A 25,267-nucleotide genomic window follows, 5' to 3' on the forward strand; every position below is an offset into this window, starting at 1 on the left:
TCCGAAGGCGGTTTGGTTAGGCGTATTTTTAACGGCCACTAGTGCAAGTGGGCTTGAAAGAGAATGGTGGCAGGGATCACAAGAGACAAGGCCACAGTCCAAACATCAAAAACGAGCATCGGCCATCGATCAGTTACTTGGCCAAAAGGCGGTAAACGAAGACGAACAAAATCGATTAAAGGATAGGGTAGATCACACTCCTTTTTTAGAAATTCTCTGACTGTAAACCCGAGATAGGCGGGTGCGATTGCAGCAACAGCAGCGAGAATTGGAATTTCGACTGCCGCTGCCAGTACAACTAAACCCAAGCTTGCAAAAAGTAGGTAGCCTTTGGGTAAAAATAAGTTGAGCGTATCTTTCTTATAGCCCGGTCGCTGATGGGCTCCCCCCCAATGCACGTATAATGGGGGAAAGCCGGACATCACTTGCAAAGCTACAATTAGGTAAGACCAAGTTGCAAAGAATAGAAGAAAAGACAGCATCAACTACCGCACCGCCTCAATCGGCCCCTCTGCGCTCCCGCTGATAAACTGCTCCAAATACGGATCGTCCGAGGCATCCATCTGTCCGACCGGTCCGGTCCACTGGATCACCCCGTCATGCAGCATCGCCACGTTGTCGGCAATCGCGCGGACGGAACTCATGTCGTGGGTGATCGTCATCGCGGTGGCACCCATCTCGGTCACGATTTCGCGGATCAGGTCGTTGATGACGCCGGACATGATCGGGTCCAGCCCGGTGGTGGGCTCGTCGAAAAAGATGATCTCGGGCTCGGCGGCGATGGCGCGGGCCAGGCCCACGCGTTTCTGCATCCCGCCCGACAGTTCCGAGGGGAAACGGTCGGCGACGTTGGATTTCAGACCAACGCGGCGTAGTTTCTCGATGGCGATTTCGCGGGCGTATTCCGGCGGGCGTTTCAGCGGGCCGCGCAGCAGGCGGAAGGCCACGTTTTGCCAGACGGGCAGTGAATCAAACAGCGCCGCGCCCTGAAACAGCATCCCGAACCGGGCCAGAAAGGCGTCGCGGTCGCCTTTGGATGCGTCTTTGCCGTCGACATAAATCATGCCACTGTCGGGCTTGATCAGACCAAGGATGCATTTCAGCGCCACCGATTTTCCCGTACCCGAGCCTCCGATGATGACCATCGAGGTACCCTTGGGAATCTCAAGGTTCATACCCTGCAGGACGTGGTTTTCGTCAAAGGCCTTATGTACGTTCTCCATCCGGATCATAGCGAGAAGAACACCCCTGTGAGGACAAAATTGGCGGCTAGGATCAGAACGGCGGCGGCCTCGACCGAGCCTTTGGTGGCGCGGCCTACGCCCTGCGCGCCACGACCCGAGGACATGCCGTAATAGCAGCCCATAATGGCGGCGATCACGCCGAAGGCGGCCCCTTTTACCAGCGACGAGACGATGTCGCGTGTCTCAAGGAAATCGACGGTGTTTTTTAGGTAGGCTGCCGGGTTGAAGCCCAGATTTTGAGTGGCAACCATGTAACCGCCCGCGATGCCTATGATGTCTCCGATGGCGACCAGCGCAGGCACGGTGATCAGGGCGGCCAGCACGCGCGGCGCGGTGAGGTATTTCATTGGGTGCGTGGACAGCGTGACCAGCGCGTCGATCTGCTCGGTTACTTTCATGGTCGCAATCTCGGCGGCGATCGAGGAGGTCACGCGGGCGGCGATCATCAGGCCGACCAGCACTGGGCCAAGCTCTCGCACCATGCCGATGGCGACGATCTGGGGCACCACAGCCTCGGCGTTAAAGCGCGCACCACCGGCATATATCTGCAGCGCCAGCGCGCCGCCGGTGAAGATGGCAGTCAGGCCGACGACGGGTAGGGACAGCCAGCCGATATTCATCAGCGCCACGGCAAATTCACGCGGGTAGTAGGGCGGGCGGAAGATGTGGGAAATCGCGTCCAGCGAGAAAAGGGCTACGCGGCCAAAGGCGGCCATGATGTTCAGAACAGCGCGACCCAGCCCGCCCAGCACGGCCAGGGGGTTCATTCCACGTATCCCCGGGAAAACCGGCTGCCCAGCGAGGTCAGAATTTCGTACCCGATGGTGCCTGCGGCCTCGGCCAGATCATCGACAGTTTGGTGCCCGTTCAGAATGCGCAGGCGTTCAGGGTCGTGGGGCAGGTCGGTCACATCGACCGTGATCAGGTCCATCGAGATGCGGCCAACCACGGGGCAAGGCTTGTTCCCGGCAAAGGCATCAATGCCGCCGCCAATCGCGCGATGCAGCCCGTCCGCGTAGCCCGCAGCCACCGTCGCGATCCGCGAGGGGCGGCGCGCGGTCCAGGTGTTGCCGTAGCCAACGGTCTCACCAACCTCAAGCGCGCGGACCTGAATGACGGGCAGGTCGACCGTAACCACCGGTTTGGCACCTTCGAACGGCATCCCGCCAAAGAGCCCCACGCCAGGGCGGCAGAAGTCAAAATGGAACTCGGGGCCCAGAAGGATGCCGCCGGTTGCAGCCAGAGACCTTGGCGCGGTGACGCCATCGGTCATCTCGCGGAAGGTGTTTAATTGCTGGCGGTTCATCGGATGATCGGGCTCATCCGCGCAGGCCAGGTGCGACATCACGATCACCGGGTTCAGCGCCTCGGCTTTGGGCCGGAGTTCGGCCCAGTCCTGAGGTTCCAGTCCCAGACGGTTCATGCCGCTGTCAAGTTGGATGCCGAAGGCGTGGTCGGGCAGGGCGTCGATGTGGCGCTGGAACTGCTCGGGGGCGTTGATCAGCGGCGTCAGGTCATGCGCGCGCAGCAGGTCGGTGTCGCCCTCCATATGCCCGGAGAAGACACAGATCATCGGGCCGTCGCCAACGGCCTCGCGCACGGCAGCCCCTTCTTCGGCGACGGCGACAAAGAACTTGCGCACGCCTTCTTCGGCCAGTGCGTCCGCCACAGGCCCTGCGCCCAGGCCGTAGCCATCGGCCTTGACCACGGCACCGGTTTCGACATCCGTCTTTGCATCCAGCGCCCGCCAGTTGCTGGCAACGGCCTGAAGATTGATCGTTAAACGTGCAGTACTCATGGGCCTGTTCATGACATCGGATTGCGGCAGGTCAAGAGGGTTTCGGGCAATTCTGCATGAGTTTTGTGCGACATAGGCGGCTTCCGGCTGGATGTGCGCAAAGTTTCGTGCAGACAGGGAAACGGCCGGGTAGATTCTGACGCCGGGTCAACCGTACATGGATTGTCCGGGCCTGAGTATCAAACGGGAAGCGACCCTCGGATCGTTTACCCTCCAGTTCAACGCTCAGCGCTCTAGTTGGCGGCGTTTTGGTCCAGAAAGGGTTTGTTGTTCCGGCTGTGGCGCGCCACAAGCTGTTTCTGACGCCGGCCACTTGGGATGTAACAGGCCGAGTCTACCTGCCCGATTTCCGCCAGTTCGGGGAAAAGCAGCGTTAGCTCCGCCCTTGCCTCAACCGTCATCGCTTGCAGCGCCTGCGGACCGGCAAACAGGCTTTCACTGGGGGCCCCTTCGGCGAACAGGACAACATGCCGGTCAAACACAAGATGGTGGTAGGTGATCGTGGCAACGTCCCGGTCGACATAGATCCCCGGCGGCCCGGTCAGCCGGATCGCCGAGATCAGAACGGACCGCGTGCCGAACATCCGCTGCGCGATGGCCGAACATACCAGCATCCGGTGCTGCCGGGACACCAGCAGGTCACGCCGGGGCAGCCCTTGGCCCAACGCGCCTGAAACCACGCGCACAGGGTACAGTTCTGGCGTCTTGATCAATTCGGACAGCCGCAAGGGGCGGGACAGGATCATCCGGACGGGCTGATACCCGCCATCAAGCGTCAGGACCTTGTCGCCAGGTTTCAGGTGTTCCACCGCAACCTCACCCTTGGCGGTAGTGATGCGCGTGCCCGAGGTAAAGCACGGCGCGCCGGGGTTTGGATTTGGGTTTTCGACAAAATTGACCCCGTCTGTTGAGGTCAGCGACGAGGTGTCATCCGTTCCGTTCGAGCCAACTTGCGTTGACGTAAGACCACTGGCCGGGCCTTGGGTGGCGGTGACCTGCGTGTCGAATGAGACAAAGCTCAGGACCGCGCCATTGTCATCCAGAGAAACTGCACCAAACCGGTTAATCCGGGCCGAAACCACATAGTAATCGAAACCGCCAACAGTGGTCATCGGCGCGCTATCGACCGCCGTTGAACTGCGCAGGGTGCCGTTCTGGTTGTAGACCCCAACGGTCAAGTTGGATACATCCGTACCTGTCGGCACGCGGATTTCAATGAAATCCCCGCTGGGTGAGAAATTCGGACCGTTTCGATACCGTATTTCCGAGATAATTGCCGCCAAATGCCCAGAGCCTCGACCGGGTTGAAACGTACGTTGGCATGTAGCTTACCACAATGAGACGCAGCAGGCCAAAATTACGTTGGATTCCGGTAAATTGGACGCAGTTTGAGGTCAATATCCCTCGATCTCGCCGCCCTGCTGCCAGGGTTTGACCAGATTGCCAAAGCGGGTGAACTGTGCCTCGAACGACAATTCGACCGTGCCGATGGGGCCGTGGCGCTGCTTGCCGACGATGACCTCGGCCTTGCCATGCAGGCGTTCCATGGCCTGCTTCCACTCTTCCATCTTCTCCAGTTCATGATCGCCGGGTTTTTCGCGCTCTTTGTAGTATTCCTCGCGGAACACGAACATCACCACGTCGGCATCCTGTTCGATCGAGCCCGATTCCCGAAGGTCAGACAGTTGCGGGCGCTTGTCGTCGCGGCTTTCGACCTGACGGGAAAGCTGGGACAGGGCGATGACGGGGATGTTCAACTCTTTGGCGATGGCTTTCATGCCCATCGAAATCTCGGCAATCTCGTTGACGCGGTTGTCGGCCATACCGCGGCAGAGCTGCAGATAGTCGATCACCAGCAGGTCCAGCCCATGGGTCCGCTTGAGTCGCCGCGCACGGGCGGCAAGCTGTGAGATCGGCAGGGCAGGCGTGTCGTCGATGAACAGGGGGCAGGCTTCTAGCTCTTTGGCGGCGTCCACGAAACGGCGGAACTCGGACTCGGTCATGTCGCCTTGGCGGATCTTGTGGCTGGAGATTTCCGAGGCTTCGGCCAGCACCCGGCCCGCAAGCTGTTCGGCGCTCATTTCCAGCGAGAAGAACCCGACCACGCCGCCGTCAATCGCGCCTTCCGACCCATCGGGCTTGGTGCCGCGCTTATAGGCCTTGGCCACGTTGAACGCCACGTTGGTCGCAAGCGAGGTTTTCCCCATTGAGGGACGACCCGCTAGGATGATCAGATCGGAAGGGTGCAGGCCCCCAAGCTGTTTGTCCAGGTCGGCCAGACCGGTGGAAATCCCCGCCATGCCGCCACCGCGCTGGTACGCCTCGTTGGTGACGTTGACGGCTTCTGTGACCGCCTTAAGGAAGGATTGAAACCCTTGTTCGGTCTGGCCCTGCTCGGATAACTGATAAAGCTGCTGCTCGGCCTCGACGATCTGTTCCTTGGGCTCGCTTGAGATTTCGACCCTCGCTGCCTTGTCCGAGATATCGCGCCCCAACCGGATCAACTCGCGCCGGATGGCGAGGTCATAGATCATCTGGGCGTAGTCGTGCACCGCAAAGGCACTGATCGAGGCCCCGGCCAATTTCACAAGATAGGCCGGTCCGCCCAATTCCTTCAGGCCATCATCCTCGGCCATGAAGGATTTCAGCGTAACGGGCGAGGCCAGCGCATTCTTGGCGATGCGTGCGGCCGCGACCTCGTAGATACGGGCATGGACCGGGTCATAGAAATGCTCGGCCCCGATGATCGAAGCCACCCGATCATACAGATCGTTATTGGTTAAGATCGCACCCAGAAGCTGCTGCTCGGCTTCAATTGAATGCGGCATTGTTTCGGCATTCTGAATCTGTGCCGCTGCCTGCTCGATACTGCTTATCTCGTTCATTTTGTCCCCGCTGCCCGTCTGGCGGTTCTACACGCGAAACCCCGGCGCAAGCTATCTGCAAATGAGTGGGGGTAACTTGGGATAACCGCCCGCTGCTTTGGGATAACTGCCCACCCGAATGGGGATAACATCTGCCCAGTTTTGCACGAGAGCGACGCTACCGCAACATTTGGTGTGATGGTTGCCATTTCCGACTAAATGCGCGGACAATTGGTCGATTCGAATATCAACAATCCACAACCTGCCCACAGGCCAGAAATCACGATTTATGCGCGTCCTGCCAGCCGCGCGGGTCGTTCAGGAAGGCCTCGACCCCGTCAAGTGTCTCGTGATCAAAGGCTTTCTGCGCCTTGGCTTCCGCCAAAACATCCCACCAGGTGCAAAGCGAATGCAGCTTCACGCCGTGGTCTCCCAGCGCCTTCTCGGTCTCGGGGAAGATGCCGTAGTAGAAGATCACTGCCGTATGCCCGCAGGTTGCGCCGGTTTCGCGGATCGCGTCCACGAAAGAGAATTTCGAGCCGCCATCGGTGGTCAGGTCCTCGACCAGCAGGACGCGTTCGCCTTCGCTCATCGCGCCTTCGATGCGCGCGTTGCGGCCATAGCCCTTGGGTTTCTTGCGCACATAGGTCATCGGCAGCGCCATCCGTTCAGCGACCATGGCGGCAAAGGGGATGCCTGCGGTCTCACCACCGGCAATATTGTCGAACGCCTCGAACCCGGCGTCGCGCATCACAGTGACGGTCAGGAAGTCCATCAGGGTCGACCGGATACGCGGGTACGAGATCAGCTTGCGGCAGTCGATATAGGTCGGGCTGGGCAGGCCCGAGGCCAGCGTGAACGGCTCGCGCGAATTGAAGTGAACGGCCTTGATCTCAAGCAGCATCCGCGCGGTCAGGCGGGCGATTTCGGTGCTGTCGGGGAAGGAACTGGGGATCATGGCGCAAACCTCTGGGCTGAAACACGTTGCGGGCTGATAGCGTGACCCTTGGGGCAGAGTCGAGAGCGCGGTGAAAAGAAAAGCGGACCTCATCCGAGGTCCGCTTTGCCCTTGCGGGCACAACAGCCAAGGTGGGCTCAGCTGCTCATGTCATAGGCGCGTTCCCCGTGTACCGACAGGTCGAGCCCGTTTGTCTCGGTCTCAGCGTCTACGCGAAGCGGGGTGATCAAAGCAACCACCTTGACCAGCACAATCGTGACAACTGACGTAAAGACACCCACGATCACCAGCCCTCCGACCTGCGCGGTCCAGGTGCCAAGGCCGAACAGCGCGATCATCAACGTGCCGAAGATGCCGCCAACGCCATGCACGGCGAAGACGTCCAGCGTGTCGTCGATGTTCAGCTTGTTGCGGATGACATTCACGGCCTCCTGACACAGCACACCGGCCACCGCGCCGATGATCAGCGCCTGCACCGGGCCGACAAAACCCGAGGCCGGGGTGATCGAGGCCAGACCCGCGATCGTACCCGTGACCAGACCGACCATCGACGCCTTGCCGAACCGGATCCTTTCCCACAGCGCCCACGTGAGTGAGGCGGTCGCGGCAGAGATATGCGTGACGGTCATTGCCATCGCGGCCCCTCCGTCAGCGGCCAGTTGCGAGCCGCCGTTGAAGCCGAACCAGCCGACCCACAGCATCGCCGCGCCGACCATGACAAAGCCGGGGTTGTGCGGGGGCGTGGCGCGATTGCGACGAGGGCCGAGGATCACGGCGATGATCAGCGCCGCCAGACCGGCGGTTTCATGGACCACGATGCCACCGGCAAAGTCGCGCACGCCGATCTCACCCAGAATGCCGCCATCGGTCAGGATGCCTCCGCCCCAGATCCAATGCACCACCGGCGCGTAGCAGAGCAGCATCCAAAGGGCCGAGAAGGTCAGGACGAACCCGAAGCCCACCCGCTCCACATAGGCACCGACGATCAGGGCCGGGGTGATGATGGCAAAGGTCATTTGGAAGGCGAAGAACAGAATCTCGGGCAGGGTGCCCGACAGGCTGTCGGCGCCACACCGTTCAGAAAGGCTTTACCCAGACCGCCCCATAGGCCGGACGCTCCCTCGCCGAACGCGATGGAGTACCCGGCGACCAGCCATAGAATGCTCATCAAACAGGCAATCGAAAAGCAATGCATGAACACGCTGAGCACATTTCGGGCACGCACAAGGCCGCCATAGAACAGGGCAAGCCCCGGCAATGTCATGAACAGGACCAGTGCAGTGGCAACGATGATCCAGGCTGTATCGGCTCCGTTCATGGGCCGGTCTCCTCTTCTTCTTACGTTTGCGCCGGATGGGCACGGGTCCCGATCCGGCGCGGTGAGCGCATGGCCCCGGGTTAGAAGCGGAGAGCGGGTGCGGAAAAAAGAGGCAAGGTCCGAATGCGCCGCCTGTTTTGGCAGCTTTTTTTCAAGTGACGCTTAAATTCGCGCCTCAGGGGGTCGTTTGACTAAAAATTAGGCTGAGCGCAAAAGGGCGTCATTCAGCAAGGACAGCGCATGATCCCGCGCCGCACGGCGGACAGAGTCGCGGCCCAGTGCGCCGAATTCCACCGTCTCGGTCTGAGTGGATTGGCCTTCGGCGGCGAGCCCGAAACAGACCCGGCCCTCGGGCTTGAACTCCGACCCGCCCGGTCCCGCGATCCCGGTAACCGAGATCGCCAGTTGCGCATGGGACTGCTGTAGTGCGCCGACGGCCATCTCGCGGGCGACTTCTTCGGACACCGCGCCATGTGCGTCCAGAGTGCCGGCGTGCACGCCCAGCATCTCCTGCTTGGCGGTGTTGGTGTAGGTGACGAAACCGCGCTCGACCACGGCGGAACTGCCGGGGATATCCGTCAGGGCGGCTGCAACCATGCCGCCCGTGCAGCTTTCGGCAGTGGCGATCATCACGCCTTGCGCTTTGGCGCGGTCCAGCAGGGCGGAGACGTTCATAGGCCCATTACTCCATGTGCGATGCCTGCAAGGATCAGGACACCGATGGCGGCGAAGACACCTGCAATGACATCGTCCAGCATCACACCCATTGCATCGTTGCGCCGGTCTGCCCAGCCAACGGGGCCGGGTTTGGTGATGTCGAACAGGCGGAACAGGATGAACCCGGCCAGCCAGCCGGGCCAGAGCGCGGTAATGTCGACCCCATGCGCCCAAGCCGGATACGAGACCGCCCAGATCGCTACAAACTGACCGGCGACCTCGTCTATGACGATCTCGGACGGGTCGTGATCGTCCTTGCCTTCGGTCATCACGCGGGTGGCCCAGAGCCCGCCGAAGAACACGGCAACCGTGGCCAGAACCAGCAGGGGGAACCCGCCCAGCATATGCAAAACCCACGCCAACGGCAGCGCCGCCAGCGAGCCCCATGTGCCGGGGGCGGGGCGCAGATAGCCAACGCCGCAGACGGTGCCGATCAGGCGGGCGGCGCTCATGCCTTCACCAGACAGGCAGTGGCCAGCGCGGCGATCCCTTCGCTGCGCCCGGTAAAGCCAAGCCTTTCCGATGTGGTTGCCTTCACTGAGACCTGATCGTCGCGCAACCCCATCATCCGCGCCATCTCGGCCCGCATGGCTTGCGCGTGCGGCCCGATCTTGGGGTATTCACAGACCAGAGTGCAGTCGGCGTTCGAAATCCGGTACCCCATCTGTCCGGCCAGTTCGACCGCGTGGCGTAGGAAAATCTCGCTGGCCGCGCCTTTCCATTGCGGGTCCGAGGGCGGGAAATGCTGCCCGATATCCCCCTGCGCCAGCGCGCCATAGATCGCATCCGTCACGGCGTGCATGCCCACATCGGCGTCCGAATGCCCTTGCAACCCTCGGGCATGAGGCACCTTCACGCCGCACAGGATCACGTGATCCCCGTCGCCGAAACGGTGCACGTCATATCCATTGCCCAGCCTTACATCCATATCCGTTCCCGTTATGCGTTCCGCCCGGGCGAAATCCTCGGGTCGGGTGATTTTGATGTTGTCCGCGTCGCCCGGTACGATGGCCACGTCCATCCCGACAGCACGCGCGACTTCAACGTCGTCTGCAGCCCCTCCGGCATGGCTGGCATGGGCTGCGACGATAGCGTCATAGTGAAACCCTTGCGGGGTCTGTGCTGCGAAAAGGCCAGTTCGGTCTCGCGTGCCGGTGACACCCTGTTCATCCCCGGTCCAGAGAGCATCCGTCACCGCCAATCCGGGCGCAGCGGCAGGCTGTGTATCAAGCGCGGTCAGAACGTCCTGAATGATGCGCGTGCTGACGCAGGGGCGGGCGACATCGTGGATCAGAACCTTTGTCACGCCGCGGTCCTTCAGCGCATCCAAGCCCTGCCGCACCGACCCGGCCCGGTCGCGGCCTCCAGGCGCAAGGATCAGGTCGGCACCCTGATATTGGGCCCAGGCCTCAGCATCGTCCGAAGACAGCACCAAAGCGATATGATCCACATGATCCCGGAACCGGTCGATGGTCCAGTCCGCCACCCGGCGTCCCCCCAGTGCCCGCCATTGTTTCGGCGTCTCGCCGCCAGCGCGCAATCCGCGTCCGGCGGCGACAATAATGGCGGCGGTTGTCATGGGTTGGTGGCTCCTGTTTGCACGCATTGTTTAGGGTGCGGTGAATGCAGAGGCAATCACCCGCGTAATACTGCTTAAAAATTGTGCGTTTGATGATTTTGCAGGCTTGAAAGTCGCCGTTTTCTTGTTCACATGCCGGGAATTCGATATCTAACGCTCAAATGCCCAAGGATTAAGCACGTTGACCCTGCAACTCGCTGACAAGGACCTGACCACGCCCGTTCTACTGGCTCCGATGGCCGGAATCACCGACCGCCCGTTTCGCGATCTGGTGATGCGCTTCGGCGCGGGCATGGTGGTGAGCGAGATGGTCGCAAGTCAAGAGATGGTGCAGGCCAAGCCCGGCGTGCGCGAACGCGCGGAATTGTCCGCAGATGTGGAAAACACAGCCGTCCAACTGGCGGGTCGCGAGGCGCACTGGATGGCCGAGGCCGCCCGACAGGTCGCGGACCGGGGCGCGCGGGTGATCGACATCAATATGGGTTGCCCGGCCAAGAAGGTGACGAACGGTTATTCCGGCTCGGCACTGCTGAAAACACCAGGCCACGCGCTGACACTGATTGAGGCTGTTGTCGCTGCTGTTGATGTGCCGGTGACGCTGAAAACCCGGCTGGGATGGGATGACAAACTACTCAACGCGCCGGACGTGGCGCGGAGGGCGCAGGATGCGGGTGTGCAAATGGTCACGATCCACGGGCGCACGCGCTGTCAGTTCTACAAGGGCCGCGCCGATTGGGCGGCGATCCGGGCGGTCAAGGATGCAGTCTCGATCCCGGTGATCGCCAATGGCGATATTGTTGACACAAACGCGGCACGGACGGCGTTGGCGCACTCCGGGGCGGATGGGGTCATGGTGGGGCGCGGGGCGCAGGGGAAACCCTGGCTTCTGGCGCAGATTTGCCACGATCTCTACGGCTCGGACGCGCCGCAAATCCCCTCGGGGGCGGCACTGGTCGAGATGGTGCAAGGGCACTATCAGGCGATGCTTGAGTTCTACGGCACCGATCTGGGTCTGCGCGTCGCCCGTAAACATCTGGGTTGGTACATGGACGAGGCCGGCACGCCCGCGCCCCTACGCCGCGCCGTTCTGACCTCGCGCGATACGGACGAGGTGCTGCGCCTGCTGGGCGATGCGCTGAGCGGCACGGCAGAGGTGGCGGCATGAATTCGGATCAGAGCATCTGGAACTCGCTTCCGGTTCCCGCCTTCATCATCGACGAGGATGACCGGATCGCCGACGTCAATTCCTCGGGCGAGGGGTTTTTGAACGCCTCCCGCAAATCGGTCATTGGTCACCCGGTCTGGGACCAGATCGCTGTCGACGCGCCTTTGGAAGAGGCCTTTCTGCGCGCGCGCCAACAGGGTACACCCTTGTTCGTGAACGACGTGGACGCCGGGTCAGGCAACCGCGCGCCGCTGCAATGCGCGTTGCAGATTGCGCCGCTGGTCGGGCATCCCGGTTCGATGATCATGATCATCTCGCCGCGCGAACTTGCCGGTCGGATGACGCGCGGCAATACGGTGAAATCCGCGGCTCAATCGGCCATCGGCATGGCCGAGATGCTGGCCCATGAAATCAAGAACCCGCTGGCCGGGATCACCGGTGCCGCGCAGCTTCTCAGCATGAATATCCCGAAGCAAGATCTTGAACTGACTGATCTTATCGTTGCCGAAAGCCGCCGGATCGTAAAGCTGTTGGAGCAGGTCGAGCAGTTCGGAAACCTGCAGCAGCCCGATTTCAAACCGGTCAATATTCACGACGTTCTTGACCGCGCCCGCCGGTCGGCCCTTTTGGGCTTCGGTGCGGATATGACCATCATCGAGGATTACGACCCCTCGTTGCCGCTGGCCTACGGTGACCCCGACCAGTTCCTGCAAGTGGTGCTGAATCTGCTCAGAAACGCGTCCGAAGCCGCCGGAGCCAAGGGTGGAACGATCCGGCTGCGCACCTATTTCGAGCATTCATTCCGCCTGCGCCGGAGTGACGGGTCGGGTCATTCGCTGCCGTTGCAGATCGAAATCATCGACGACGGGCCGGGATTGCCGGACAATATCCGGAGCGACATTTTTGACCCCTTCGTCTCGGGCAAGGAAAACGGCACCGGGCTTGGGCTGGCGCTGGTCAGCAAGATCGTCTCGGACCATGACGGATGGATTTCGGCAGAATCGGTGCCCGGGCGCACCGTGTTCAAGCTGTCTCTGCGCCGCGCCCCGCGCGAAGACACCAAAGATAAGAAGGAGAGCACCTGATGGATGGCACAGTCCTGGTCGCTGATGACGACCGCACGATCCGCACCGTTCTGACACAGGCCCTGACGCGGGCCGGGTGCAAGGTGCACGCCACGTCTTCGCTGACAACGCTGATGCGCTGGGTGGGCGAAGGCAAGGGCGATGTGGTGATCTCGGACGTGGTCATGCCGGATGGTAACGGTTTGGAAATGCTGCCGAAAATCGCTCAAGACCGACCCGGTTTGCCGGTGATCGTGATCTCGGCGCAGAACACGATCATGACGGCGATTCAGGCGGCTGAGGCCGATGCCTATGATTATCTGCCCAAACCCTTCGATCTGCCGGACCTGATGAAACGCACTGCCCGCGCGCTGGAGCAAAAACAGCGGTCGCAGCCAGAGCCCATGGACGAAAGCGGTGAGCGCCCCGATGAGTTGCCTCTGGTCGGGCGGACCCCGGTGATGCAGGCGCTGTACCGGCTGGTGGCGCGGGTGATGAACACCGATCTGTCGGTGATGATTTCTGGTGAAAGTGGTACCGGCAAGTCCCTGATTGCGCGGGCTATTCACGATTTCTCGGACCGGCGAACCTTGCCCTTTGTCACAGCCACCGCCGCCGATCTGCGAGATCTGGAAGGGCCAGCCCGCATCATGGCGCGGGTTCGGGGCGGCACGCTGCTGATTGATGAAATCGCTGACATCGACGATGAGATTCAGGCCCGTATCGTGCGCATGATGGACACGCCGGGCGACCATGTTCCGCGGTTTATGGCGACCAGCCAGTCCGATCTGACCGAAGGGATGGAGAGCGGTCGTATCCGGCAGGACCTGTATTATCGCCTGTGTGGCGCCACGGTCCATGTTCCGGCGCTGCGCGAGCGGGTGGATGATATCACCCTGCTGGCCGAGCATTTTCTGGTCCGGGAAGAGCGTGAAAGCGGATCAAAACGCTGGCTCAGCCCCGAGGCGGACGAGCTGGTCCGGCGCTATTCCTGGCCGGGCAACGTGCGGCAGTTGGAGAACGCGGTTCGCCGCCTGAGCCTGACCAGCCGCGCCGATGAGATATCGAAGGCCGAGGTCGAGATGGTTCTGGGCAGCCAGCCCGAAGCCGAACCTGTTCTTGGGGGTGGTGAGCGTGAGAAACTCTCAACCTCCGTGGGCCGTCACCTGCGGCGTTATTTCGACCTGCACGGCAATATTCTGCCGCCTCCGGGCCTGTATCAGCGGATTCTGCGCGAAGTTGAGGCCCCCCTGATCGAGATCGCGCTGGACGCAACTGGCGGAAATCAGGCGAAATGTGCGGATTTGCTGGGGATCAACAGAAATACGCTGCGAAAAAAAATCACCGATCTCGATATTCAGGTGACACGCCGACGCAAACTGATGTAATATCGCCACACAAAGCGTGGCATCTGGGTTCGCTCCCGGCAACGACCACGACATATGGCGGTAGGCCGTGCAAGCGGCACATCAGGATGAGGGCAGACGGTGGCAACCCGGGCACAGAGCGGGCCGATTCCAGCGATTAATCGGTGGCGGAAATCCCGAAAACTGCGCAATTTCGGTACCTTGGGACTGGTTCTTCTAGGCCCTGCGCTGGCATTGGCGACCTATCTGGTTATCGGTCCCTTCGACCTTGGGGCGACCGCGCCGACTCTGCGGCTGATTCTTCTTGCCGATCTGGTTTACGTGCTGGTCGTCGCGGCCCTTGTGCTGGGCCAACTTGGCTCTCTGATCGCCGCCCGCCGGGCCAAATCAGCCGGATCGCGCCTGCATTTGCGGCTGATCGGGGCGTTTACGCTGCTGGCACTGGTCCCGACCGTCACGGTTGCGATTTTTGCCGGTCTGACGGTAAATATCGGCCTTGAGGGCTGGTTTTCCGATCGCGTGCGGCAGGTTGTGGGCTCGTCTCTGACCGCCGCCGAGGCCTATGAGACGGAACACCGACAGGGCCTGACGCAAGACGCCGCCGTTCTGGCGCGGTTTCTGGACAATGCCCGCAATCTGGATTTCTACATCTCAGATGCCGAACTGCGCGAGGTTCTGGCCCAAGGCCAGTCACAAATCCAGCGCGGTCTGCGTGAGGCTTATGTGATCGACGGCAGCGGCGAGATTCGGTCGCGTGGGGATCGGTCCTATCTGTTCAACTACGAACCCCCGACCGCTGAACAGATCGCCCAATCCGAAAACGAGGGCCTGCTGATCATTGCCGACTGGGCAAACAGTGAATTCCGGGCTTTGGTACCGTTGCAGGCGTATCTGGACCGCTACCTCTATGTCAGCCGTGAGGTCGATGGCCAGTTGCTGACGCTGCTGGATGACACCAAGGAAACCGCGCAATTCTATCAGCAGCTTGAAAGCGAAAGGGGCAGGGTGCTGTTCGAATTCGGCCTGTTATATCTGGGCTTCGCGCTGATATTGATCCTCGCCGCCATGTCGCTTGGCATGTGGTTCGCTGAACGTCTGTCGCGGCCTGTGGGCCGGTTGACCACGGCGGCGCAGCGGGTTGGCGCAGGCGACCTGAGCGTGCAGGTCATTGAAGAGGCCAGCGACGACGAAATCGCCATGCTGGGCCGGTACTTCAATCAGATGACACGGCAGTTGAAGGGGCAGCGCGACACGCTTCTGCAAAACACCCGCCAGATTGAAATCCGCCGCCGCCTGTTTGATTCCGTGCTCAGTTCGGTGACCTCGGGGGTGGTGGGCGTTGACCCGGATGGCTGCGTGACCTTCGTGAACCGCTCAGCCGAACGGCTGCTGGACTGGTCGCGCGGCGAGGAACAACTGGCCATCGGTATCGCGGTGCCCGAGTTCCTGCAATTGTTCGAAAGCCTCAAGGAAAGCGGGCAAGAGGCGGTTCAGGGCGAGATCAAGGTCGTCCGCAAGGGACGGTTGGAGAACCTGCTGGTCCGCATGGCCACCCGCCGGGGCGAGGATGGCGGGTTGGAAGGCTATGTGGTGGCCTTTGACGATGTGACCGATCTGGTCAGCGCCCAGCGGATGGCCGCTTGGGGCGACGTGGCCCGGCGCATCGCGCATGAGATCAAGAACCCTCTGACCCCGATCCAACTGAGCGCCGAGCGGATCAAGCGCAAATTCTCGCGCAAACTGGATGAGGAAGACTGCGATAGCCTGGAATCCATGACCGACGTAATCGTGCGGCAAACCAATGACTTGCGACGCATTGTTGATGAATTCTCGAAATTCGCGCGGATGCCGGAACCGGACCGGCGGGAGGAGGACATTGTGGCCCTCGTGCGCGAGGCGGTTCTGTTACAGCAGGCCGGTCAGCCAGGGGTGCAGATCGACGCGGATCTGCCGGATCAGCCGATTTCGTTGGATATTGACGCGACGATGCTCAATCAGGCGCTGACGAACCTAATCAAGAACGCAGGCGAAGCCATTGAAACCTTGAAACAAAAGGGAGCACCCGAAAACCTGTCTCCGCAGATCAAGGTCGTGGTGTCCAGTGACGATGCGGGCACCATCATAACAATCGCGGATAACGGCATCGGCTTACCTGAAGACCGGGCGCGGCTGTTTGAGCCATATGTAACTACTCGGGACGAAGGAACAGGTCTGGGCCTGCCCATCGTCAAGAAGATCATCGAAGAACATGGCGGAGCGCTGTCCCTAGAAGACGCGCCCGTATTCGACGGACAGGACCATTTCGGCGCGATGGCCGTGATCCGTTTGCCAGGGGCAGAATTTTCCCCAGCTGTCGCGCCACAAAAGCAGACAATTAAAACCAACAAACTGAAAGCAGGCCAAAGATGAGCGACATTCTGATCGTAGATGACGAACGCGATATTCGCGAACTGGTGTCCGACATTCTCGAGGACGAAGGCTATTCAACCCGGCGGGCCGGAAACTCGGACGAGTGTATGGCGGCCATCAATTCCGAGCCACCGGGACTGTTGATTCTGGATATCTGGCTGAAAGACAGCCGCATGGATGGGATCGACATCTTGAAGGCGGTCAAACGCGACAACCCCGATGTGCCGGTGGTGATCATTTCGGGTCACGGCAACATCGAAATCGCCGTGGCGGCGATCAAACAGGGGGCTTATGATTTTATCGAGAAGCCCTTTAACATTGATCAGTTGATGGTGGTGATCCGCCGCGCGATGGAAACCTCGCGCCTGCGTCGCGAGAACGCCTCGCTCAAGCGGAAAGAGGTCAGCAATTCGGATATGATCGGTAAGTCCGCCTCGTTCCGCGCGATGCAGGGGCAGTTGGACAAGGTGACGAAATCGAACGGGCGCGTGATGCTGAGCGGCCCCGCCGGGTCCGGTAAGGAAATCGCCGCACGCTACATTCACGCCCATTCCAACCGCGCCAATGCGCCTTTCGTGACGGTGAATTGCGCGGGGGTTGAACCGGAACGGATGGAAGAGGTTCTGTTCGGGCGGGAATCGGCGGAACGTGGCGTTGAATCCGGCCTGCTGGAAGAAGCCCATGGCGGCGTGATCTATTTTGATGAGGTCGCGGATATGCCACTGGGTACCCAGTCGAAAATCCTGCGGGTACTGGTCGATCAGCAATTCCAGCGGGTTGGTGGCACCGACAAGGTCCGCGTTGATCTGCGCGTGATATCCTCGACCAACCGGGATCTTGAGGCCGAAATCAGCGCAGACCGCTTTCGCGAAGAACTGTATCACCGCCTGAATGTCGTTCCGATCGACGTGCCCTCGCTTGAGGACCGGCGTGAGGATATTCCGGTTCTGGCGCAACATTTCATTGAAGTATGCAACGAATCCCAGGGCTTGCCGATCCGCGACCTGTCCGAGGAAGCCGTCGCTCTGCTTCAGACGATGACATGGCCCGGCAACGTGCGGCAGTTGAAGAACCTGATCGAGCGTGTGCTGATCCTGGGCGACGGAAGCGGCCCCATCGAGGCCCGCGAACTGCCCAGTGAGGAAGACAAATCCGTCGAATCCGGTCGCGTGGTCCTGTCGGGCGCGCTGGCGACCCTGCCGCTGCGCGAAGCGCGCGAGGCGTTCGAGCGGGAGTATCTGCTGACCCAGATCAACCGTTTCGGTGGCAATATCAGCCGCACCGCCAGCTTTGTCGGGATGGAGCGCAGCGCGCTGCATCGCAAGCTGAAATCGCTGGGCGTTGTCACTTCGAACAAATCCGGTGCGCGTGTGGCGCAGATTGACGAACCGGAACCGGCAGAGTGATCTGCCGGGCAGCGTGATGGCCAAGGCCAATCTGACGCAAGCACGGGCCTATCCGGCCTTTGGCAGACGTCTCAGGCGTCTCCGCCGGTCGGTCGGTCTGAAACAGTCGGCTTTGGCCGATCTGTTAGAGGTGGATCAAACCACGATCTCAAGGTGGGAGAGCGGTCGCCAAACGCCGTCGCCCGACCAACAGCAGGCGGTCTTTTCGGTACTTGGTCCGGCGCGGGCGGATGATGGGGCTTTAAGGCGGCTGGTCATGGGCTCGAGCGACTGCGTGCATCTGGTGGAAGAGGCCAGCCATAGATGTCTGGCATATTCCCCCAGCCGGGCGCGGGATTGGAAGACCAGCCAGCGGGCGCTGCTGGGCGTGTCCCTGTGGCAGTTTGCAACCGATGAAATCCGTCAGGCGGAAGGCGAGTTGAAGGACGAGGGCTGGTGGGACCTGCACACCCCAAGCCCCAAGGCGTTTCTGACGTCTGAGGCGGTGCATGACCGCATCCGGATCAGCGCTGGTGAGATCACCTGGGAACGGCTCTATCTGGCGGATGGAACACCGGTGCGGCTGGTCAGCGGATCACGCGCATAATTTATGCGTTCCTGAACCGCCGCAGCCCCGATAGAACCATGGCATGATTAGCTTTTTGAAGGTCGTCCTGCTGTGGTGCGCGGGCTTGGGCGCGGCCACTCAGTTCGCCAAAATCGCGGTGCCGTTCCCCGAGGTCGCCTTGCTGTACCCGGAACAGGCGGGGTCGATTGGCTGGCTTTTGTCGATCATCAGCCTGATTGGGGCCGTTCTGGGTGCGATGTCCGGGGCCATTGCGGGCCGCATCGGGCCCTCGCGGTTGCTGATTGCCGGGCTTGTTCTGGGCGGCGGTCTTTCGCTGTTTCAGGCGAGTGTGCCGGGTTTCGCGTTGATGCTGACCAGCCGTGTTATCGAAGGGTTGTCGCATCTGGCGATCGTCGTCGCGGCACCGACCCTGATCGCGCAGATCACTGAAGGTCGGGCAAGAAACGTCGCCATGGTTCTGTGGAGCAGCTTCTTCGGTGTAGCCTTCGCCCTGAATGCGTGGATCGGATTGCCCTTGGTTGCCCAATTTGGCCTGCCTGTTTTCTTTGTGCTGCACGGGGTTTCTATGCTGCTGATCGCCGGGTTAATTGCAGCCTGCCGCATTCATGTCGATCTGAGCCATCCGGGGACCCTCGATTGGGGACCGGCGGCGTTCATCACAGCGCATGTGCAGACCTATCGCTCGGCCTTCATTTCGGCCCCGGCGATAGGCTGGTTCTTTTACACACTGACCTTCGTGTCGCTGCTGGCCATCCTGCCCGGTCGACTGCCCGAGGGCGTTGGCGGTCCGGTCGCGGGGCTGATGCCTCTGGCGGGTATCGTCGTTTCATGGCTGGCGGTGCCCTTGCTATCGACGTTCATGTCCTGCGTTGCGGTCACGGTTCTGGGCTTTGGTCTGGGCATCGGGGCGATCATCGGCGCGTTTCTGGGCCTGCCGTTGCCAATGGTCTGCATCGCCCTGTTCGCGGTTCTGGGCCTTGTGCAGGGCGGAAGTTTTGCCGCTGTGCCGGAACTGAATTCAACGGCAGGGGCGCAGGCCCTCAGCTATGGTGCCATGGCGCAGATGGGGAATGCGGGGAACCTGCTGGGCACGCCGGTTTTGCTGGCCATTCTGTGGCGGGGCGGCGAGGGCGGGATGCTCGGGGCCGTAATCGTGTTCTACGCCGCCGCGATCATTGCCCATCTATGGTTGGCGCAGAGACGCTTGACCCAGCAAGCTGCCCCCCCGAAACACCGGGCGAGATGATCTGAAACGAGCCGTCCTGGAACTTGACGAAACAGGATTGCGATCCAAGCGGCGGCAGCGTGGTTGTCGGGCGCGCGGGCACCTGCGATTTCACCCGGCTTTTGCAGGGCGGCAGGCTGATCGGGCGGTAGCCTTTCTGGGCCATGCATTGTGCCTCGACCGTGCTGCGCAGGCCCTGGTTCACATCGACCGTGTAGATCTGGCCGGGCTGCCACCAGCCGCCGGTGCGGTGGCACCTGCCACGGCTGTCGCAATAGGTACGACCGGGCCAATAGGTGGGCGGGCCTTGGCGGACCTGATTGGCCACGGGCGCGTCCTTTAAAGCCTCGACCTGACATTTCGTGGTCTCGGCCTGCATCCGCGAAACGCTTTCGCCCTCGCGGTAATACAGTGACAGCGGCCCGCACGAGGACAGGATCATCACAGGAACAAGCAGACGAAGCAGTGTTTTCATGCGCTTATCTTGCCCCACCTAAACGGGCATGACAAATCAATTGACCGTCTTGGGGGCATCTGTCATTCAAACATTTCAGGCAGAAGGGCCAGGGATATGAAGGTCATTATTTGCGGTGCGGGTCAGGTCGGCTGGCAGATCGCCCGGCATCTTTCAGGCGAACTGAACGATGTGACCGTGGTGGACAACAACCCCGATCTGGTGCGCCGCGCGACCGAAACGCTGGACGTGCAGGGGATCGCAGGCTTTGCCAGCTATCCTGATGTGCTGGAACGGGCCGGGGCCCGTGACGCCGACATGATCATCGCCGCGACCCATTCGGACGAGGTCAATATGGTCACGTGCCAGATGGCGCATTCTGTGTTCTCGATCCAGCGCAAGATCGCGCGCCTGCGGTCGAAATCCTATCTTCAGGCGATCCACTCGGACCTCTATCGCCGCGACCACCTGCCCATCGACGTGGTAATCAGCCCCGAGCGCGAGGTGGCCGCAGCCGCGATGCAACGCCTGTCGGCCCCCTCGGCCTTTGACACCGAGGTTTTCATGGAGGGTAAGGCGCAACTGCTGGGGATACGGGTCGAGGAGGACTGCCCGATTGTGAACACCCCTCTGCGGCAGTTGACCGACCTGTTCTCGACGCTTAGCTCCATCGTGGTGGGCGTGCGGCGTGAAGGGACCCTGTTTGCGCCGGAATCCGAAGATCAGCTGTTTGTCGGCGATGAATGTTACGTCTTTACCAACGTCAAAGACGTGGACCGCACCATCGAGGTGTTCGGCAAAACCCAAAAGCGGCAGGACCGCGTGGTGATTGTTGGCGGCGGCAATGTCGGGCTGGAAGTTGCGCGCACGCTGGAAGAGCGGGAAAGCCGGGTCCGAGCCAAGATCGTTGAACGCGACCGGCATTGCGCGGAACTGGCCGCCGAGGCATTGGAGCGCACGATTGTCCTGAATGGCGACGGGTTGGATGCCGGGTTGCTGAGCGAGGCCGGTATCGACCGCGCCGACGCAATGCTGGCCGTGACCGACGATGACCGCACCAACATGTTGGCCGCCGTGCGCGCCAAGGCCGAAGGCTGCGCGCTGGCGATTGCGCTGATCAATGATCCCAGCATGGTGGCTCTGATGGGGCCGCTGGGCATCGACGCCTATATCAACCCGCGCGCAACAACCGTCAGTTCGATCCTGCGCCATATCCGTCATGGCCGCGTGCGTCAGGTCTATTCCATCGGCGATGCCGAGGCCGAGGTGATCGAGGCCGAGGTCCTGTCGACCTCGCCCATGGCCGGGCAGAAGCTGCGCGACATCGACTTTCCCGAAGGCGTGCTGGTTGGTGCCGTGCGCAAGGGCGACGAGGTGCTGCGGCCAACCGGCAGCCTGCGCATTGACGAGAAAGACGTTATTGCGATCTTTGCCATGGCCAAGGATGTGCCCGAGGTCGAGCGTCTGATGCAGGTCTCGATCGATTTCTTCTGATGGCTATCGCGAGACAACAGCAGATCGGGTTACTTCGGCGGTTGCCGCTGTTTCTGCTGATCTGGGGGATTGTCTCGGTCGCGATGTGGATACCAGCGGTTTATGCGCTGGTGCTGGATGATCACGACACATCCCGGTCCTTCTTCTATTCGGGTCTACTGGGCGTGTTTTTGGTGTCGATCATCGCGCTTGCGTCCTCGAATCGTGTGCCCCGGCGCGGGACATTGGGGCAACTGGCGGTTCTGCTGGGCTGTTTCACCGTTCTACCGCTGTTTCTGGCGATCCCGTTTCACGATGCGCTTGGCACCACGACCTTTCTGAACGCCTATTTCGACATGGTCAGCGCACTGACAACGACCGGGGCCGATTTGTTTCCCGATCCTAACCGCCTGACCGCACCGCTTCATTTATGGCGGGCGTTGGTGGGCTGGATGGGCGGTCTGCTTATGTGGATTTCGGCCGCTGCTATTCTGGCACCTCTTTCTCTGGGCGGGTTCGAGGTCACCGCCCGTGGTCAGCCCGGTCGCCCGGTTTCGGGTGTTGCCCAAAGTGAGCGGGTTGATCCGCGGGGCCGGTTGTTGCGCGTGACGCGCACTTTGGCACCGGTCTATGCCGGTTTGACCGGCGTCGTCTGTATTCTACTCATGATCGCTGGCGAGCAGGGGCTGACGGCGGTGTGCCATGCCATGTCCGTCATGGCGACCTCGGGCATTTCACCCGTTGGCGGATTGGAAGGCGCGCAATCCGGGATCACGGGTGAGGCGATCTTGTTCCTGTTCCTGTTTTTTGCCCTGTCGCGCCTGACCTTCTCGGCGGATACAGCAACAACAGGGTATGCCCGTCTGGACAAAGACCCCGAGTTTCGAATTGGCCTGATGATTGTTCTGGGCGTTGCGCTGCTACTGTTTTTCCGGGTGCTGGCCGGTGTGGCCGAGATCGGCGGGCAGGTGCAGCCGCTACAGGCCGCGCAGGTGATCTGGGGGATGCTGTTCACGGCTCTTGCGTTTCTGACCACCGCTGGTTTCGAAAGCGCGAACTGGAACGATGCGCAGCAATTGTCGGGGTTGGGCACACCGGGCCTGGTTCTGATGGGGCTGGCCCTGATCGGGGGCGGCGTTGCCACCACCGCCGGAGGGGTCAAGCTGCTGCGGGTCTTCGCGCTCTATCTGAACGGCGCGCGCGAGATTGATCGTCTGATCCATCCGTCATCGGTCAGCGGCGTCGGCGGAGGCAACCGGCGCATTCAAAGCGATGGCGCGTTCATCGCCTGGATCTTCCTGATGATGTTCGCCTTAACGCTGGCCTTGTTCAACCTGCTACTGGCGATGATGGGCGCGGGGTTCGAGCAGGCCATGGTGCTTAGCGTGGCCGCGCTGAGCACGACGGGGCCGTTGATTGAACTGGCCACAGACGTACCGATCCGCCTGATCGATCTGTCGGGCGGGGCCAAGCTGACCATGTGCGCGGCGATGGTGATCGGACGGCTTGAAACGCTGGCGATCATTGCCCTGATCACGCCAAACCTCTGGCGGGATTAGATTAAGGTGTTAATACCTGATTTTTCATCTGGAATATCTCTGCGCAGCACTCCATACTCAGCCGGAGGGAGCGCGTTGGTCCGCAGCGCGTAGCAAGAACAACGGCGAGACTATAAAAATATGGCTTCGGACAGACAGAATCTTCAGGACGCCTTCCTGAACAATGTACGAAAAGCAAAGGTCCCGGTCACAATTTTCCTGATCAATGGCGTTAAATTGCAGGGTGTGATCACTTGGTTCGACAATTTTTGCGTTTTGTTGCGCCGCGACGGGCAGTCGCAATTGGTCTACAAACACGCGATTTCAACCATCATGCCATCGCAGCCGATCAGCTTGTATGAGGGCGAAGACGCCTCTTGATGGAACATGACAGGACGCGCACCCGGGCCTGGGTGTTGCATCCCGAAATCAAGTCAGATGAACAGCGCCGTGTCCCCGAACCGGCGCTGGCCGAGGCGGTTGCACTGGCGGCCGCCTTGCCCGATTTGGATGTGATCGGGTCCGAAATCGTGCGCCTCCAACGCGCCCAGCCGGGGTTGCTGTTCGGCAGTGGCAAGATTGACGAGTTGGGGGAACGTCTGCACGACCACGAGATCGAACTGGTTCTGATCGACGGGCCGGTGACGCCTGTCCAGCAGCGCAACCTTGAGAAAGCGTGGAAGGTCAAAATCCTCGACCGGACCGGGCTGATTTTAGAGATTTTCAGCGACCGCGCCCGCACCCGCGAAGGTGTGCTGCAGGTCGAGATGGCGGCGCTCAGCTATCAGCGCACGCGGCTGGTTCGGGCATGGACGCACCTTGAACGACAGCGGGGTGGATTGGGTTTTGTCGGCGGTCCGGGTGAAACCCAGATCGAGGCTGACCGTCGGGCGATTGACGAACAACTCGTGCGCTTGCGGCGTCAGTTGCAGAAGGTGGTCAAGACCCGCACCCTGCACCGCGCGGCGCGGGCCAAGGTGCCTTATCCGATTGTCGCGCTGGTGGGCTATACCAACGCTGGCAAATCAACGCTGTTCAACCGCCTGACCGGGGCCGAGGTGATGGCCAAGGACATGCTGTTCGCCACGCTCGACCCGACCATGCGCCGGGTCGAATTGCCCGATGGCCCCGAGGTGATCCTGTCGGACACGGTGGGTTTCATCTCGAACCTGCCAACCGAACTGGTCGCCGCCTTCCGCGCCACGCTGGAAGAGGTTCTGGGCGCGGACCTGATCGTGCATGTCCGCGACATCAGCCACGAAGAAACCGAGGCGCAGGCCGAAGATGTGCACGCCATTCTGACCTCGCTGGGTGTGGACGACGAACGCCCGGGGCTGGAGGTCTGGAACAAGATCGATCTGCTTGGCGCAGACGACCGGGATGCAACGCTGGCCCGCGCTGACCGTGACCCGGAAATCTTTGCGATTTCAGCGGTGACGGGTGAAGGGCTCGAGCCCTTGCTGGCCGAAATCGCAACCAAACTGCAGGGCGTTCGGCATGAGGCGACGCTGACTCTGAGCTTTGCCGAGGGCGACAAACGAGCATGGCTCTTCCGACAAGATGTGGTTCGGTCTGAGGAGCAGACCGAGGACGGGTTTGAGATCACGGTGCTGTGGACTGACAAGCAGGCGGCGCAGTACGCGGGTCTTTGATCTACTTACCGTCGATCTGACGCTGATACTCGGCCAGATCGAACCACCAGAGCGACGATTGGATTTTGTGATCCGCATCCAGTTCCCATTCCTCCCAGCCGCGGGTGACGACGGAATTGCCGGTTTTCGCGTGCTGACCCTCAAGCGTCCAGACAAACAGAGCGTGCGTCCCGGCCCATCGCAGCATGTCACAGCGCAGGTCCAGTTCGGGAAGTTCTGAAAACAGATCGCGCGCCATTTCAGCAATCGCTGCGCGGCCCTGAATGGGTGTGTCACCGTTGATGGTCATCTGGCAATCGGGGGCAAAGAACTCGGCCACGGCGTCGGCATCGCCCGAGCTCCAGGCGATGGCGTAATCGCGCGCAAGATTGTTCAGAACATCCCGAATACTGGCCATTTCCGCCCCCTTGGTCCCACATAATCGGCGCGCCAATGGTAGGCGAAAACCGGTAGGGTCGTCCACGACGC

23 protein-coding genes and 1 pseudogene are annotated in these 25,267 nt (G+C 61.1%); 11 read left to right on the plus strand and 13 right to left on the minus strand.

The features are described 5' to 3' along the window. Positions 1 to 38: 38 nt before the first annotated feature. From ACR0NJ_RS01915 to ACR0NJ_RS01965, 11 genes and pseudogenes are all read right to left on the minus strand, one after another. The gene (locus ACR0NJ_RS01915) at positions 39 to 482 is read right to left on the minus strand and encodes a hypothetical protein (protein WP_480815436.1); all 444 of its coding nucleotides are present in this window, start codon (positions 480 to 482) and stop codon (positions 39 to 41) included. A gap of 3 nt (positions 483 to 485) precedes the next feature. Continuing rightward, positions 486 to 1,232 (minus strand): ABC transporter ATP-binding protein, encoded by a 747-nt coding sequence (locus ACR0NJ_RS01920; protein ID WP_480815437.1) that lies wholly within the window; start codon positions 1,230 to 1,232, stop codon positions 486 to 488. Next, on the minus strand, positions 1,229 to 2,011 hold the full coding sequence (locus ACR0NJ_RS01925) for an MlaE family ABC transporter permease (RefSeq protein WP_480815438.1): 783 nt from the start codon (positions 2,009 to 2,011) through the stop codon (positions 1,229 to 1,231). Before ACR0NJ_RS01925 ends, ACR0NJ_RS01920 begins: the two co-directional genes overlap by 4 nt. After that, the gene (alr, locus tag ACR0NJ_RS01930; RefSeq protein WP_480815439.1) at positions 2,008 to 3,042 is read right to left on the minus strand and encodes an alanine racemase; all 1,035 of its coding nucleotides are present in this window, start codon (positions 3,040 to 3,042) and stop codon (positions 2,008 to 2,010) included. Before alr ends, ACR0NJ_RS01925 begins: the two co-directional genes overlap by 4 nt. Positions 3,043 to 3,275: 233 nt before the next feature. Continuing rightward, entirely contained in the window at positions 3,276 to 4,325 is a 1,050-nt protein-coding gene (locus ACR0NJ_RS01935) for a Hint domain-containing protein (protein WP_480815440.1), read from the minus strand. Between the two features lie 111 nt (positions 4,326 to 4,436). After that, on the minus strand, positions 4,437 to 5,927 hold the full coding sequence (locus ACR0NJ_RS01940; protein ID WP_480815441.1) for a replicative DNA helicase: 1,491 nt from the start codon (positions 5,925 to 5,927) through the stop codon (positions 4,437 to 4,439). Between the two features lie 259 nt (positions 5,928 to 6,186). Then, positions 6,187 to 6,864, minus strand: coding sequence for an orotate phosphoribosyltransferase (locus tag ACR0NJ_RS01945; protein ID WP_480815442.1), 678 nt, complete (start codon positions 6,862 to 6,864; stop codon positions 6,187 to 6,189). Positions 6,865 to 7,001: 137 nt separating this feature from the next. Beyond that, a pseudogene (locus ACR0NJ_RS01950) lies at positions 7,002 to 8,182 on the minus strand (ammonium transporter). A 198-nt stretch (positions 8,183 to 8,380) separates the two neighbouring features. Then, complete coding sequence (locus tag ACR0NJ_RS01955; RefSeq protein WP_480815443.1) at positions 8,381 to 8,857, minus strand: CinA family protein; 477 nt, start codon at positions 8,855 to 8,857, stop codon at positions 8,381 to 8,383. Beyond that, positions 8,854 to 9,351 (minus strand): phosphatidylglycerophosphatase A family protein, encoded by a 498-nt coding sequence (locus ACR0NJ_RS01960; RefSeq protein WP_480815444.1) that lies wholly within the window; start codon positions 9,349 to 9,351, stop codon positions 8,854 to 8,856. The genes ACR0NJ_RS01955 and ACR0NJ_RS01960 overlap by 4 nt, the downstream gene beginning before the upstream one ends. After that, on the minus strand, positions 9,348 to 10,478 hold the full coding sequence (locus ACR0NJ_RS01965) for a bifunctional 2-C-methyl-D-erythritol 4-phosphate cytidylyltransferase/2-C-methyl-D-erythritol 2,4-cyclodiphosphate synthase (protein ID WP_480815445.1): 1,131 nt from the start codon (positions 10,476 to 10,478) through the stop codon (positions 9,348 to 9,350). Before ACR0NJ_RS01965 ends, ACR0NJ_RS01960 begins: the two co-directional genes overlap by 4 nt. Positions 10,479 to 10,659: 181 nt before the next feature. Between ACR0NJ_RS01965 and dusB the strand changes: the two genes are divergently transcribed. The 7 genes from dusB to ACR0NJ_RS02000 all read left to right on the plus strand — a co-directional run bounded on the left by dusB (position 10,660) and on the right by ACR0NJ_RS02000 (position 19,703). Next, positions 10,660 to 11,643 carry a tRNA dihydrouridine synthase DusB gene (gene dusB, locus ACR0NJ_RS01970; RefSeq protein ID WP_480815446.1) on the plus strand — a complete coding sequence of 328 codons (984 nt, stop codon included), beginning with the start codon at positions 10,660 to 10,662 and terminating at the stop codon, positions 11,641 to 11,643. Then, a complete protein-coding gene (locus ACR0NJ_RS01975; protein WP_480815447.1) occupies positions 11,640 to 12,728 on the plus strand; it encodes a two-component system sensor histidine kinase NtrB in 1,089 nt (362 codons plus the stop codon). The genes dusB and ACR0NJ_RS01975 overlap by 4 nt, the downstream gene beginning before the upstream one ends. Then, positions 12,728 to 14,095 carry a response regulator gene (locus ACR0NJ_RS01980; RefSeq protein WP_480815448.1) on the plus strand — a complete coding sequence of 456 codons (1,368 nt, stop codon included), beginning with the start codon at positions 12,728 to 12,730 and terminating at the stop codon, positions 14,093 to 14,095. The genes ACR0NJ_RS01975 and ACR0NJ_RS01980 overlap by 1 nt, the downstream gene beginning before the upstream one ends. 99 nt (positions 14,096 to 14,194) lie before the next feature. Beyond that, on the plus strand, positions 14,195 to 16,483 hold the full coding sequence (locus ACR0NJ_RS01985; protein ID WP_480815449.1) for a sensor histidine kinase NtrY-like: 2,289 nt from the start codon (positions 14,195 to 14,197) through the stop codon (positions 16,481 to 16,483). After that, on the plus strand, positions 16,480 to 17,889 hold the full coding sequence (gene ntrX / locus ACR0NJ_RS01990; protein WP_480815450.1) for a nitrogen assimilation response regulator NtrX: 1,410 nt from the start codon (positions 16,480 to 16,482) through the stop codon (positions 17,887 to 17,889). The genes ACR0NJ_RS01985 and ntrX overlap by 4 nt, the downstream gene beginning before the upstream one ends. After that, a complete protein-coding gene (locus ACR0NJ_RS01995; RefSeq protein WP_480815451.1) occupies positions 17,864 to 18,475 on the plus strand; it encodes a helix-turn-helix transcriptional regulator in 612 nt (203 codons plus the stop codon). Before ntrX ends, ACR0NJ_RS01995 begins: the two co-directional genes overlap by 26 nt. A 43-nt stretch (positions 18,476 to 18,518) precedes the next feature. Further along, entirely contained in the window at positions 18,519 to 19,703 is a 1,185-nt protein-coding gene (locus ACR0NJ_RS02000) for an MFS transporter (RefSeq protein ID WP_480815452.1), read from the plus strand. Here the strand turns inward: ACR0NJ_RS02000 and ACR0NJ_RS02005 are convergent. Further along, positions 19,630 to 20,157 (minus strand): hypothetical protein, encoded by a 528-nt coding sequence (locus ACR0NJ_RS02005; protein WP_480815453.1) that lies wholly within the window; start codon positions 20,155 to 20,157, stop codon positions 19,630 to 19,632. The two genes, ACR0NJ_RS02000 and ACR0NJ_RS02005, sit on opposite strands and share 74 nt — an antisense overlap. Before the next feature lie 96 nt (positions 20,158 to 20,253). Between ACR0NJ_RS02005 and trkA the strand changes: the two genes are divergently transcribed. From trkA to hflX, 4 genes are all read left to right on the plus strand, one after another. After that, a complete protein-coding gene (trkA, locus tag ACR0NJ_RS02010; RefSeq protein WP_480815454.1) occupies positions 20,254 to 21,630 on the plus strand; it encodes a Trk system potassium transporter TrkA in 1,377 nt (458 codons plus the stop codon). After that, positions 21,630 to 23,168, plus strand: coding sequence for a TrkH family potassium uptake protein (locus ACR0NJ_RS02015; protein ID WP_480815455.1), 1,539 nt, complete (start codon positions 21,630 to 21,632; stop codon positions 23,166 to 23,168). Before trkA ends, ACR0NJ_RS02015 begins: the two co-directional genes overlap by 1 nt. A gap of 120 nt (positions 23,169 to 23,288) precedes the next feature. Continuing rightward, entirely contained in the window at positions 23,289 to 23,528 is a 240-nt protein-coding gene (gene hfq, locus ACR0NJ_RS02020; protein WP_010440340.1) for an RNA chaperone Hfq, read from the plus strand. Further along, complete coding sequence (hflX, locus tag ACR0NJ_RS02025) at positions 23,528 to 24,799, plus strand: GTPase HflX (protein WP_480815456.1); 1,272 nt, start codon at positions 23,528 to 23,530, stop codon at positions 24,797 to 24,799. Before hfq ends, hflX begins: the two co-directional genes overlap by 1 nt. A gap of 1 nt (position 24,800) precedes the next feature. On the opposite strand, the gene ACR0NJ_RS02030 is transcribed toward hflX, so the two are convergent. Continuing rightward, positions 24,801 to 25,196, minus strand: a complete 396-nt coding sequence (locus ACR0NJ_RS02030) for a nuclear transport factor 2 family protein (RefSeq protein WP_480815457.1) — start codon at positions 25,194 to 25,196, stop codon at positions 24,801 to 24,803. Between the last annotated feature and the right edge of the window lie 71 nt (positions 25,197 to 25,267).

It is taken from the genome of Ruegeria sp. F11 (assembly GCF_056533855.1).

What these genes read in the sequence shown, in the direction of transcription:
- ACR0NJ_RS01915 (WP_480815436.1), bottom strand. Translation starts at nt 482, where the DNA reads ATGCTGTCTTTTCTTCTATTCTTTGCAACTTGGTCTTACCTAATTGTA.
- ACR0NJ_RS01920 (WP_480815437.1), bottom strand. Translation starts at nt 1,232, where the DNA reads ATGATCCGGATGGAGAACGTACATAAGGCCTTTGACGAAAACCACGTC.
- ACR0NJ_RS01925 (WP_480815438.1), bottom strand. Translation starts at nt 2,011, where the DNA reads ATGAACCCCCTGGCCGTGCTGGGCGGGCTGGGTCGCGCTGTTCTGAAC.
- alr (WP_480815439.1), bottom strand. Translation starts at nt 3,042, where the DNA reads ATGAGTACTGCACGTTTAACGATCAATCTTCAGGCCGTTGCCAGCAAC.
- ACR0NJ_RS01940 (WP_480815441.1), bottom strand. Translation starts at nt 5,927, where the DNA reads ATGAACGAGATAAGCAGTATCGAGCAGGCAGCGGCACAGATTCAGAAT.
- ACR0NJ_RS01945 (WP_480815442.1), bottom strand. Translation starts at nt 6,864, where the DNA reads ATGATCCCCAGTTCCTTCCCCGACAGCACCGAAATCGCCCGCCTGACC.
- ACR0NJ_RS01955 (WP_480815443.1), bottom strand. Translation starts at nt 8,857, where the DNA reads ATGAACGTCTCCGCCCTGCTGGACCGCGCCAAAGCGCAAGGCGTGATG.
- ACR0NJ_RS01960 (WP_480815444.1), bottom strand. Translation starts at nt 9,351, where the DNA reads ATGAGCGCCGCCCGCCTGATCGGCACCGTCTGCGGCGTTGGCTATCTG.
- ACR0NJ_RS01965 (WP_480815445.1), bottom strand. Translation starts at nt 10,478, where the DNA reads ATGACAACCGCCGCCATTATTGTCGCCGCCGGACGCGGATTGCGCGCT.
- ACR0NJ_RS01975 (WP_480815447.1), top strand. Translation starts at nt 11,640, where the DNA reads ATGAATTCGGATCAGAGCATCTGGAACTCGCTTCCGGTTCCCGCCTTC.
- ACR0NJ_RS01980 (WP_480815448.1), top strand. Translation starts at nt 12,728, where the DNA reads ATGGATGGCACAGTCCTGGTCGCTGATGACGACCGCACGATCCGCACC.
- ntrX (WP_480815450.1), top strand. Translation starts at nt 16,480, where the DNA reads ATGAGCGACATTCTGATCGTAGATGACGAACGCGATATTCGCGAACTG.
- ACR0NJ_RS02000 (WP_480815452.1), top strand. Translation starts at nt 18,519, where the DNA reads ATGATTAGCTTTTTGAAGGTCGTCCTGCTGTGGTGCGCGGGCTTGGGC.
- ACR0NJ_RS02005 (WP_480815453.1), bottom strand. Translation starts at nt 20,157, where the DNA reads ATGAAAACACTGCTTCGTCTGCTTGTTCCTGTGATGATCCTGTCCTCG.
- trkA (WP_480815454.1), top strand. Translation starts at nt 20,254, where the DNA reads ATGAAGGTCATTATTTGCGGTGCGGGTCAGGTCGGCTGGCAGATCGCC.
- ACR0NJ_RS02015 (WP_480815455.1), top strand. Translation starts at nt 21,630, where the DNA reads ATGGCTATCGCGAGACAACAGCAGATCGGGTTACTTCGGCGGTTGCCG.
- hfq (WP_010440340.1), top strand. Translation starts at nt 23,289, where the DNA reads ATGGCTTCGGACAGACAGAATCTTCAGGACGCCTTCCTGAACAATGTA.
- hflX (WP_480815456.1), top strand. Translation starts at nt 23,528, where the DNA reads ATGGAACATGACAGGACGCGCACCCGGGCCTGGGTGTTGCATCCCGAA.
- ACR0NJ_RS02030 (WP_480815457.1), bottom strand. Translation starts at nt 25,196, where the DNA reads ATGGCCAGTATTCGGGATGTTCTGAACAATCTTGCGCGCGATTACGCC.